The sequence below is a fragment of the Edaphobacter sp. FHG110511_03 genome (assembly GCF_059115365.1).
In genome coordinates, this window is sequence record NZ_JBZYWL010000003.1 from 844,302 (window position 1) to 856,480 (window position 12,179).

The window sequence follows — 12,179 nt, forward strand, 5'->3', positions numbered from 1 at the left end:
TTATTCGGCCTTATTCACACGCTGACAATCGAAGAAGTGGAAGTTCCACGGGGCGAGTTCCACGTACAGGCCCGGCGACTGCATCTCGTCTCCAGCACGCTGATAGGTCGCGCCCGACATCATATCCAGCAGATGCCACTCTCCGCCACCTGAATCCACCCAAGAGACTTTTACCTGACTCTGAGCTGGATAGTCGCTGAGATTGACTATGATCAGGTATCGCTCGTCGCCTCCCAACCAGCTCCAGGCCACCAGATTTAGACAGCTGACATTATCGGCCCACCCTGTTCGTTCACACAGGCTCCACTCTCCGTCGCGAAAAACAGGCTTATCGATCGCCTCGAGAAGCTTCTTGTAGAAACCTTGCATGTCCCGGTCCACAGGCTCTTGCGGACGCCTGCCGAGAAACACAGGCAGTCTCACGGTGCGTCCATCGAACTGTCCTTCATGAAAAAGCTTGATTCCCGGGAGAGTAGCAATGGTCAGCGCCGCAGCCTTTTGCTTCGCCGAGGAAAAGGTGGCCGCTGCGCGCGGCTCATCATGGTTCTCAATAAACCGGAGCAACTTCGTCAGATAAGGTGGATCTGCACAGAGATGCAGACGAATCTTCTCTGCGTCCCCGTGCTCCAGACGATCGTAAAGCTTCTTGTCGTAGCAGAAATCAAAACCCAGCTGCTGCAGTTGCCACTCCAAATCCCAGTACGCCTCGGCGATAAATAGGAAGCCGGGATAGTTTTTCTTGACAGTGAGGATCAGGTCAGTCCAGTACTCGGTTGCGGGGCGCTGCCCTGCACGGCCATTCCAAGTGCGTTCGAAGATCTCGTTCAGGAAAAGCATCGCCATGTCACAGCGGATCCCATCGCACTGCTGCGCAATGCTCGATACCGTATCAATCGCGGCCTGCCTCAGTCCCGGTGCAAAAGCGTTCAACTGCAAGACGTCTGGCCATGCTGGAAAGAAGGGATCTCGCCCGAGAGCGAAAACCGTTCCGCCGCTCTCAATGTAAGAGGAAGGGTCATTCCTGGCGTCGTTGGCATTGCCATGGATGAGATACTCCGGGTGTTCTGCAACCCACGAATGATCGAGCGCCACATGGTTGGGCACGAAGTCCAGGATCAGGTTCATGCCCCGCTTCGAGAGCTCTCGCCGCGCAATCGCAAGACCATTTGGCCCTCCTAAATGCTGGTCAACGAGGTAATCTCGCACGCAATAAGGCGACCCCACGTTGTCGTCGGTGCGAAAGTCAGGAAGGGCTCGCATAAAGTCGTGAAGCAGTCCCTCATTTTGATTGGCGATCGCAAGACCCACCGGGCTTCGTTCCCAGACTCCCATGAACCAAACTGCATCGAAGGCAAATGCGGCAATCTCATCCCATTCCGCCGAGGGCACCGAAGCTAGCGTGACATTCTTTCCATATTTGGCGCTCAGTTCAAAAAGCCAGACCCACGTGTTGATCTCGTAGACACTTGGATATCGATGCCACGTAGACAGGTGGGGCGGGGACTCCTTCGTTGCAGTGAGACTCGTACTCATGATTCCTCCCGTAAACCAGTAGGATGCCTGAGCGCACTCCATTCTACCGAGGTTGACTACCTGGAGGCTGAGCTTCTCTACGGAGCTGTACGGAACGGGCCCTGCGGACTTGTCACTTTCACATGGGAACCGTAGACTTGCCGCTCGAGCAAATCAACTAGGGAAACCCCTAGCGATCCATAAGTCGTAGAACTGAACGATCCGTTCGGCCTGTCCCAGAGTGTGCCGCATCCCGCGATAGGCTCTCGGCTCGAGAACGAGTTTCGATGGCCAAATTTTGATTTTAGCTCTGGTGTCTAGAACTTGCGGTGTCGAGATTGCAAATGAATGTGAGGTGCAGAAGATCGTCTCTTTCGTGAGGAGCTAAGGCCGCGGTGTCGCCGGAGTCGCTGGTGCCGGTGGTTGATCCTATGATGTCGGTGCCGGTGAATTTTGCTCCTGAGACGATGAAGGAAGAATCGATCGAAGTATTGGAGGGAATATAGGCCAGCTCGAGCTGATTGATCCCCTATAGGAGCGTTCTGGACATTCGCGGGTCGGTGAATTGCGCGCGAGCAGGCGTGGGAGTGCAGGACGGCAATAGTAGGGCAGACGATGATCGGTCGTTTACCCATCATGGCTATTTGGGGAAACCTTCTGATCGCTCATCTCTCGACGATCAGGTTCTCGATTTTCGTGGCGCTTACATTGGCTTACCTGCTGCCTCTTATCCGCAACCTGCCAGAAGCTGTTCTCGGAGCGATCGTCGTCCACGCAATCGCCCACCTCGCCGACGTTGGCACCCTCAAGCATTACGCTCATTACAATCCAGCGACTATGCGATACTAATAGAGCTTTTGAGCGAAAGTGACACCAACTGACACTGGAGCTTTTTGAAGCCTTGCAGTGATGTAGCCAACGAGTTGTAAAACACTGCACTCGCAGTGCAGAGCCGGGATGGCGGAACTGGCAGACGCAGCGGACTCAAAATCCGTCGGAAGCAATTCCATGGGGGTTCGATTCCCCCTCCCGGCACCATCTATCCGATTTAGTTTCAGTGCCTTGGGAGAGGTGAAATTGAACTTTCTCGAACAGTTTAGGTACAAAATTGGGTACAGTGCGCATCCTGCGTATTTTCAATAGGTTGAAGATCTCTGGCATTTACTCTTCACCAGCAATCTATGTATAGTTAGCGTCGTTTACGCTCGATTACGGAGTGCGCAGCGGATAATCGGTCTGCTAAAGCCTACCTTGACTGAACTCCGAACGCAGTCACCGTACCTGACAGCAATGCCCCACCATCCGCGACAGGAATCTCGGATTGGCAGAAAACACTCTGGCTCGAATATTCCTATAGACCCTGTCTGTCTGCGGCATTCGGATACCGATATTGGTGAGGGGTATGTCAACGTCCTCGTCTTATGTCAGTGTATAGCGGTGGACCATCCACATCTTGTCGATCAGAGCTTGCGTGTCGCTAATCTTGATTTGAATGCTGTCCATTGCGCAGTCAATACCCCCCGTTGCGACAAAACATTTTAGTGTGCTGCCGGCTCCCGGCGAAGGGCCATCGCCGAACGAGATATCACTATGGTCTTGAATCGCAGTGAACGCCGTTGCCGGCAAAGAACTTTTGCCAAACGCGACAAATAAATAGAGATCGGTCGCACGAATCTTCGATACATCGCGACCTTTAGTAAAGAGAGGAAGTTTCTCGCTGAGCTTGTCGATAGTCAGCACTCGCACGGCGGCAGCGGAAGGTGGATGATTTGCTGTGTACCATGCGTCAGAAAAGTCATTTTTCAAATCGAACGCCGCAAAAAGACCCTCGTCGCGACTCAGATCTTCAACGCTTTTGATGTATTGGAGGACGGATTCCGACGCCGGCTGCTTTAGCTTGCCATCATAATTGGATGTGTACCGCAAATGAATAAACACATCTTTCATGGTGTCGTAATCCCACTGCCGAAATTTGTCGGGCATCTCGATGCTCCAGGTGCTGATCACCCCCGCGCCCTCGAACGGCAGGTATCGCTCATCATGGAAGTTCAGCTCGAATACGCCAGACTCGTCCTCCAGCGAATTCACGGCAATGGCGTTGATGGGTATGTTGCAAGTGCTAAAACGCTCATCGCCGGGCTGCTCAGGGTAGTCAGTTTTACTTTTGGCAATCGTATTGGTTCTAAACTTATGACTCAGCAGCCGAAGCGTACAGTTCAGGCCGGTATGAGCACCCAGCACGCAGGGGATGCGCAGGCTTAATGACTTTATGCGACGGGAGAAATGCCCAAGAAAATCCATATCAAAAAGGATTTCGGGCAGTGCGAACTCGCAGGCGCCCGTCTCCCGAAGCTGAAGGAGCGCCAACGGGTTTAGTTGGAGCAATGAAATCGATTTCGAAATTTCAAAGTCGTGCCCGCGTGTTTCCTGATACGCCGCTTCGAGCTGCTTCAAGCCAATGTACAGCCGCTCACCCGAAAACAGACCGTCGTAGGCGGCATCCCAGTACCCATATTGGATGAAATTGGAGGTAGTGAGCCCACGCTCGAAACGAAATACCTTCTCCGCTCGCTTAGCCAAGTCATATGCTAGGTTGTAAGCCTGATGGTACAAAGTCCTGATCTGATTATCCATCCAGGAGTACAGGTCTTGATTCGTGTACTTGTTGCGCAAGAACTCTTCTACCTCTTGAGCATTGTCGATCTGCTTCTGCTGATTGGTAATTTCTTGCTCCGCACTTTTGATGCGGAACTCCTGCGTAAGAATCTGCTTATCGATATTTTTGATGTCATACCCAGCCTGGTTGGCTTGCTGCACTCGGTCATGCAGTTGGCGAGAGAAGGCGCCTTTCCGGCCCGCATTGGTGGACGAAAATGAGCGATTTCCCACTACCACTTGATTAGCTCTTGCCACAGCTTGGGTTGCGCTCCCGGCGTTCGAACCTCCAAGAGTAAAAGGCACCGGAACAGGGATATTGAAGTTCGGCAGCGCGTGCAGAATGCCCGCCAGAACCTCTGTCCGGCCAATGTCTTCCTGCTTGTCATTGGCCTCGGCAGCCTTATCCATCTCCTCCTTCTCATACTTAATTAGCTTCAGGCCACCCTCGTCGATGGGTTGTTCAACCGCGAAGTCAAGATCTGTCCAATCCACGGAGGCCCCAGGCACTTTCCGGAGAACCTCCCCGATCGAAGCCAGCCCTTGCGCAAGCTTTGACTCCAATCCTCTTCGGCTTTGTTGCAGCGCATCCTTCGAGGTATTGGCCTCGGCAAGTTGGTATTTCTTCACTTCCATCACCAGGTGGTGAATACTACTTTCGTGCCTGGCGCGCAGTTCGGATAACGCTTCCGCATCGCCCTTTTCTTTCGCTGACAAAAAGGCGTTACCTAGCGCCTTCACTTCCGAACACAACTCCAACGCCTTTTGCAGCAGGTAATAGAAACGGTAATTTGGCATCGGGCTGCTCAGATCATTCAGGACGCTCGACAAACTGAGCCCCTGAGCGGCGGCCTGCACTAATAGGGCCGGGTCTATCGGTGGCTCAAACAATGGCAGATGTCGGAAAACACCGTCAATGTCTTCGCAATGCCGAATCTTGAACAGCCGGTCATCGATGGTATCCCGCAGCGCCCGTAACTGCGGGTTATCGGGAAGGCAAAAATAGAGCGCGCTTGCAAAACCAAAGACATTCGCAATCCCCACCACGCCATTACTCGAACCGATGGGTAAAGTCGTTTGATTGCTGAACGGGAACACCAGCTCCAATTCAACCATCGCGTTGCCGAACGCATCCCATTTGTCCAAGAGAGCGTTGTACGTCTGTGGCGCAGTCTTGCCGCGTTTCGGTATCTTCTGCCCGCGCTGCCCGTAAACATGCGACGCAAGGACGTAGCATTGAATGGCGAGCGGGATGGTTTCCAGCGTGTTCTGACGGAAGTAGTAGTCGCCATAAGCAATCAAGATCTCGATATACTTCATCGCCACCCACTTCATATATGCAGACGGCCGGGAACGAGCGACGACATGAGGCTGGAACGGGTGATTGCGCCATTCATTGACCTGACCGTTCGGCGGGTCTGGTGTGTTGGGTCGCAATCCGAGAAACAATTGTTCAAGTACATTCTTCGCTGTAATTTCAGTGAAAGGGAAGAATTGCCAGAACCGCTTGTCACTCGTGCCTGCTGCATACGGATTCAGGACGTATTGGCACATCTTGAGAGCTTGGTCGAACTGTTGCGCCGCTAGCAAGCGGTCCACCAGCAACATCGGCGCGTGGAAAGCGGCTTCCCAGTTATAAAGAGAATAAGCACGTTTCAGTTCGTGATAGGTGGCGTCCTCCCCTCCGAAGGCGTCATCCTTGTCCGACACTGTTTTGAGGAAATAATCAAATAGGTCATCGAGATTGCCGGTCGCAAGTTTTTCCAGCAGTTTGTGAACGAACGGGTGAGAAAACGGCAACTCAACATTGACGTTGGGGTTGGCTTTTACACTGACTCCAGTATCTTGAAAGTACGGCTCTCTATTCCAGAATGGTGGAACACCCTTATCTATCGCCTGCAGGGAGTGAATCTGAATTGGATTCTCAACTTTGAGATATTGAAAGCTGGTCTCGGGAATCAAGTTGCTAAAAGCAGTGATCAATGCTTGGCCAACCGAAACCTGGCTCCCAGAAAAATGGAATGAATGGGATTTGTCAAAGCTGACATTGCCGTTGTATACGTCGATAACAAGCTCTGGTTCGGGGGTGGTGACGACACGCGGGTAGAACTTGTATCCTTGGAACGGAGAAGACGTATCGGTGATTGGTTCTAAGTCGTAAATCGCCGCCGATGAAATCTGCTTCTGTGTCCACTTTCCATTGCGATACTCTGTCCAACCCATCTTAAGTTCCCGTATTTGATCGATCTTTCCGGGGGAGGAACCAGGTGCCTGTTTTTTCACGAACTCCGGAAAGAAAAGAAGCAGCCTTCGATTCCAGACTACGGGAATTAAATAGGTGCCATTCTCTTCCAGCTTACCGTTCCATGGTTTCCCTTCAACGTCATAGCTTGGAATATCCACCTGCACTCTCTCCCACGGATACCAGCTTTTTTCGTCTATCTGCAAGTAACGGTAGTAGAAGAAGTATGGTGCATTACGCGTTCGCGAAAAGACGTGCAGTCTATTTTTCGCTTCATCCAGAAACAATCCGGCCACTTTCAGGTTGGCCACCTCGTCGACCTTGAACAGATAGTTCTTCAGTGCGTCTTCGACGGTTTGCTTGTTAATATCTTTCTGCAGCAGCTCCGATTCCAATTCTTTGAAGAACGGGCTCTTGTCATCTCGCAGTTCCGACTTGGTCCAGTTTTCCGGGTAGAGAAAAACCTTGCGATTGGCCTCCCAGACGCGGTACTTTTGCATCCAATCCCATCGGCCGCGATCCAGCGCATCACTGGAAACTCCGTACTTTGCCTCTAATCCAAGCAGACACCGCTGAACAAACAGCTGCACCGTGGAGATCGCCTGCTTAATGCGTGACGTTTCCATGCAGGCGGCCATCTGCACGTCGATCAAGAAGAACTCGAACAGGCTGTCGGCATCCACCGCGCCCCAGTCGATCAGATCCTGCTGCACCAGCAGATAGCTGATTAGCGCCTGCTTCTGGTCTTCACGCAGTTGGTCGTTCAATGGTTTTACCACCTGCTCCCAATCCTCCTGGTCATAGCGGGCGCGCAAGGTGGCGCGGATACCATCTGCAATCTGATGGCAGACCGAAAACCTGGAAGCTGGATTGGCCCAGGCGAATAGCCTATCGATATCGGTCCCGATCGCGCCAGCAACCCGCAATCCTTTTTGCAGCTTGAGCAGGTTAACTTCGTTTCGAAACGCGTCTGGCTTGTCAAGATCGAAGTGTCCCGGCGCGATGAGCTTGGTGATGGAAACCGCCTCCCATTGCGTCGCAGCGGCAATTTTTTCGCTCAACACGGTCGTCGCGTCTGGCTTGGTTGCCCACTGAAATAGATCCAGCAGGCTGGTTAAGGTCTTTGGCAATTTGTTGCGGAGGTTCGCATAGGCCTGCAACCGGCGGACGTGTTGTAGCGTGACGGCATTGAAGTCGAACCCATCGAAATCTGTGGCGTGGTCCTGCCAATAGCTCACTTCATCAGCCGCCAAATTGAAACCGTTGATCATCAGTGCGGCTTTGTACAGCTTTGCGATGACCTCCTCCGTGCCGCTCGACGTGTAATCGGGTAACAGTGCCGAGGCAGGAATAAGTGCCTTGGGCGAGGAAGAGGTCTTCCACAGAAGGCCGGTGGCAGGCTGCCCCATCACCTCCAGCAGATAGGGCTTGCCGCCCTTTAGTTTTAATGGGGTCGCCGGGTCGGTAGACCAGAAATTTGTGGGGTCTTCCTGCTGAACCGTAAATGAGATCGATTGGTCATCGATCGCAATAGCCGGCGGTTGAGTATCTTTGACCAGGCTTTGAGCGACAAAAGTATATGCGTCATCAATCGATGGGATCAGATAGCCTTTCCAGTCGTCACCGCTGCTCATCGCGGGTTTTTGGTGAATCTGTTCCAATGCGGTAATGGCAGGCTGCCCTGCTGCACCGGCTCGTAACACATCGGTCAACAGCACATCTGTAACGTCGGTCGCTAGGCTCGCCGCACCCGAGAGGGTATCGACAATTAACCGGTGAGCCAAACGCTGCCTCAGGAAAGGCAGGAAAAACTGAAGGAAGTAGTAGCGTTTGATTGGGGCCGTATTGGCGTCGGTTGCGGCAGGATTGCTCGGATCGGTCGGGACGTTGATGTCACCCGCCAGCATGTGCGGGTTTGCTGTTGGCTCACTATTGTTGGGGAAAATACCAGCGAGGTTATCGTTGAAGAACTGTCGTGCTTGCTTGCCGACACGGTCGATCGCTTCGGCCCATCCGGAATCGTTTGAAAGTGTTTTGGCCCGGATCTTTTCTGCATCGGTCAGGATGCCCGTGACTTGGATGGACGCAGTCGGGACCGGCTTAGCGTCCTTCTGGCTGATGTACTTCAGCTTTTTTGCCAGGGAATCCGTATCTGGAATCTTGATGACTTGATTGGGCGGCGCGTTGGTAGTGTAAACAGATGCTCCTTCCAACAGGCTGATGATCCGCTCCACAACAGATGCCTCGAACAATAGCCCCGTTTTGGCGCGGATTAGGTCAGCAGTGGCGACGTCCTTCTTCTCAGGTGGTACATCTTGATGGTCGATGTCGATAGCATTTAGACCGTCGTAGAGCGTCTTGCTGATTTGCAGGATGGTCTTCTCCGACGGAGCCAGTGGGCGCTGTGGATCGTCGTGGTCCTGAATCAGGTAGTTGAGCTGGCGGAAGGTGAAGCCCGCATCCTCCATTTTTCCCCAGTCGTAGAGAAGTGCCAGTGTGTCCTCCGCGCTATTGAATGGATCGCCAAACAATGCAAATACCTCGGCCAAGCTCGCGACTGGCACATGCAGACTTCTTGCGAGCAGGCTATGGCGATAGAGCGCGGACACATTGGCCAGAGTCAAGGCATGGGACAGTTTGCGGAAAGCAACGACCGCCATCACGTCGTCGGCCTTCATTTTCAATGCGGCCATCACCACCGGCATGTGATCCGATAACTTGGCATCTTGAGTTAAATAGTTACCGTTCGCATCCGATTTGAAAACCTTGTCGATAGCGAGCAGGTTATGAGTCAAAAACAAGCGGGAGTATAGCGACTTTTCTCCTGAACTACTGACGTCGGCCCAGAATGACAACAACTTGTCGAGGGGCAATCCTGTGAGGTCGAGCAGTTTCCGAACTGCCACGAGCTGATGCAGAAAGCCAACTGAGACATTCTCCGGTACTCTTGCAGTTTTAGGGCAGCTGGTGTCATCGTTGGCCTCCGATGTGTCGCAACATCCGCCCTCCCCCCCATCCATGAAATCGTTGCAATCTGGTTGAAACATATCGAAACCTACTGATCCACCTTCGCCGGTAAACGGTATTGTGCCGCCGGACATGCTGGACGTAGCGCTCGAGAGGGGGGTGGAAGTCCCTATCAGAGCCAGATCGGTCTCCGATATCGTCCAGCCCAACTTGTGCCACAACCGGATAAAGCGTTGTATGCGGTCGTATTCGTCGACCGAAAGAAGGCTACCGTCAAGGTGGCTCAAGCGCACTTTGTCAAGGTTGCAGGTGTCGCGTGCCGGGAGCCAGACGACTAACTTGTCAGTTCTGATATCGATCAACCCTTTGCCATTGATAAGGCCGATCAGCTCACCATCTGCATCGTTGATGCGCAGTTCAAATACTCCGAACTCCTCAATAAATGGTTTGCCCTCTTTTCCAATTACCTGCCCATTAGCGGTGACGGTGCCAATGACGGTTCCGTCCTTATCACCAGTAATCCTGCCGTCATTGTGTAGCGAGCCAATCGACGCTAAGGTTCCATCGAACAAACGTAACGGACCTTCAATCGGCAGGTGCGGCCCTTCACCCGACTCCAATACAATCAGCTTTCCGATTCTCTCGAAGTAGCAGTACACCCAGCTTTGGAAATCCGTCTGCGCCAGGCGGTCTTCGGAGCACTGTTGATGGCAAGGGTCTGGGTGCAACAAGGTATTAATCTCAGGGACCAGCGCTTGCGCGTCGTTCAGAAAATCGATCAACTTGGCAAACCGTTTTTTGCGGTCGGTGCTCGCGGTGTCTACGAGTGTCTGCAGGAAGCGGTAGCTGAATCGTATGCTCTCCAAAATCGTCAAAGCTCTGCCTTGCGGGAAAGCCGGATTAATAAAGCGCGTCTTCAGCAGGTCGACCAAATCGGTGTATTGAACCCCGGTCCGCGGCAGGAATTGGCTCTTGACGAAGGTGAGACCCAGTTTTTTGGTCTCGTCAATGCTGAGCATGTCGGCTTCGACTTTGTACCCGTAATACTCGTTAACCGGCTTGACGCCGATCTTCTGCTGGTATTCATCGTTTGTATTGACCTTCTGAAGCGTAAAGTCGAAATAGGCTTTCGGCCAGAAAGCCTCCCGCGTGAGGATGATGTGTTCCTCTTGCGTGATGCCGAGAAACTCCGCATCTGCCGAGCGGTCCAGAATCATCGCGTGCAGTACTTGTAGTTCCTGCTGCCGCGCGGGAGTAAGAACCACGTCGGAAATGGCTTCGGTGGCGGTGCGGAAGGTGTCCAGCAGTTCGTAACGACTGGTGCCGAGATACTTGAGCCAGATCCGAATGGCATCGATGGGCTGGTGGTAGGGGAGCGTGAACGGATAGACCGCGTCCTTGAGAATGCAGTACGCCTGGTAGTTGACATGCTGCGGCTGCGCCAGCAGTTCGCTGGTGGTTTCATCCATTACGTTGAAGACCTCCAGGGTCGCCTGCTTGGGCACATTTGGGTTGGTATGGTACTTATCCAGGTGTACGACAAAGCTTTCCATCACCTCGTTGACGAGATCGATGTAAGGCAGCACAGTAAATGTGTTTTCGCACGTCAGTTCCAGGCAGCCCAGGTCCGGGCGCCGACGGAACAGTTTTTCCAGTGGCGTATTGGAAATATCCTTAGGGTCTGTTCTGATGCCCGGATTGAGACCGCTCGGATTGGTCGGATCAGGACCTAGATCGTTGTTCCGCAGATATTGCAGAATCTCCACGAAATATGCCGCTGGACTGTAGACCGAGAGGCAGTCATCGCATTCGCAGTAATCCATGCTTCCGAACAAGGCTTCGAGGTTCAGAGGAACATTGTTCGTGTCCGCAACCTGCTGCAACCTGGCCATTCGGGCTTCCGTAGTTTCCGGGCCGTCGATAATGGCCAGACCCGATCCACGCATCGTTTCACGCATGGTCATCATGGCGTGTTCGTTTCGGATGTGCGAGTTGATCGAAGTGGTGTAGACCTGTCGAGCAGCCTGTTCGCCGATCGCCGGCCCGTAAGCTTTCAAGAATGTGGATTCCGGTATCTGGGCAACGCGGAACGCGGAGGTCAAATTCGAACTCATTAAAACAGGGACAGCGGCGGGTATGGGGCTGATTGCCTGCACGCGCTGTAGCGTCTTCAATTGCTCGACGACGCCCGCACGATGTTCGTCGGCGATGCCCTTGAACGCGTCAGGCTGTTTCAGCGCGGTGTAGAGCGACGTGGTGCGGATGTTGAATGCAGGCTGGTTGCTTAGGAAGCTCACCACGCCTGTCCGTAGATTCTTGTCCGCAATCGGAACTTCGGCGTCCTGCACCATCCGGTGCAACACAGCAGTGGGTTCGGCCGTGAATAGCTTGTTTTGCAGCCCAATGGCGAAGTTCTTCTTCTTCTCATCAGCGGTCGTGCCGGCGGTGTTTTCCGGCAAAGCCTGCGTGTCCACCAGCCCGGCCAGCTTATCGACGTTGAAGTGCAGCGCCACATCGCGCAGGTTGGTGATGTCCGCTTGCCCGGACAGGGCTTTCACGACCGCGGCGTGGTCGTTAGACCAATCGGCGAGCGAATGAGCCAAACCTATTTTTTGTAGAGCAGCGTTAGGTAGCTTTCCCTTCAAGCTAGATAACGCAGCGGACATGTCGCCCTTCGCCGCGCGCATCGCTTCGTCTACATCTTTACGTTGATGTTTGTCGGTCAAAACCGTGTTCAGGGTTTTGATTCTGGCTTCGAGGCTAACGTTTTCTGACGGCATGACTCATGTGCTCCCGAAATCCA

At 53.2% G+C, this 12,179-nt stretch carries 3 protein-coding genes and 1 tRNA gene; 2 read left to right on the plus strand and 2 right to left on the minus strand.

Going from position 1 to position 12,179, the window contains the following annotated elements:
- Entirely contained in the window at nt 1-1,533 is a 1,533-nt protein-coding gene (locus AC5S26_RS16920; RefSeq protein ID WP_494186083.1) for an alpha-amylase family glycosyl hydrolase, read from the minus strand.
- 594 nt (nt 1,534-2,127) lie between these two features.
- Here AC5S26_RS16920 and AC5S26_RS16925 point away from each other — a divergent pair.
- Together AC5S26_RS16925 and AC5S26_RS16930 are read left to right on the plus strand one after the other, a co-directional pair.
- Nucleotides 2,128-2,361 carry a SulP family inorganic anion transporter gene (locus AC5S26_RS16925; RefSeq protein ID WP_494186084.1) on the plus strand — a complete coding sequence of 78 codons (234 nt, stop codon included), beginning with the start codon at nt 2,128-2,130 and terminating at the stop codon, nt 2,359-2,361.
- Between the two features lie 102 nt (nt 2,362-2,463).
- Nucleotides 2,464-2,550: transfer RNA gene (locus tag AC5S26_RS16930), tRNA-Leu, on the plus strand.
- Between the two features lie 381 nt (nt 2,551-2,931).
- Here AC5S26_RS16930 and AC5S26_RS16935 read toward each other — a convergent pair.
- Nucleotides 2,932-12,156 (minus strand): Tc toxin subunit A-related protein, encoded by a 9,225-nt coding sequence (locus tag AC5S26_RS16935; protein WP_494186085.1) that lies wholly within the window; start codon nt 12,154-12,156, stop codon nt 2,932-2,934.
- Between the last annotated feature and the right edge of the window lie 23 nt (nt 12,157-12,179).

Bases quoted from the DNA above. Each gene is read 5' to 3' on its own strand.
- AC5S26_RS16920 (WP_494186083.1), bottom strand. From the start codon at position 1,533: ATGAGTACGAGTCTCACTGCAACGAAGGAGTCCCCGCCCCACCTGTCT.
- AC5S26_RS16925 (WP_494186084.1), top strand. From the start codon at position 2,128: ATGATCGGTCGTTTACCCATCATGGCTATTTGGGGAAACCTTCTGATC.
- AC5S26_RS16935 (WP_494186085.1), bottom strand. From the start codon at position 12,156: ATGCCGTCAGAAAACGTTAGCCTCGAAGCCAGAATCAAAACCCTGAAC.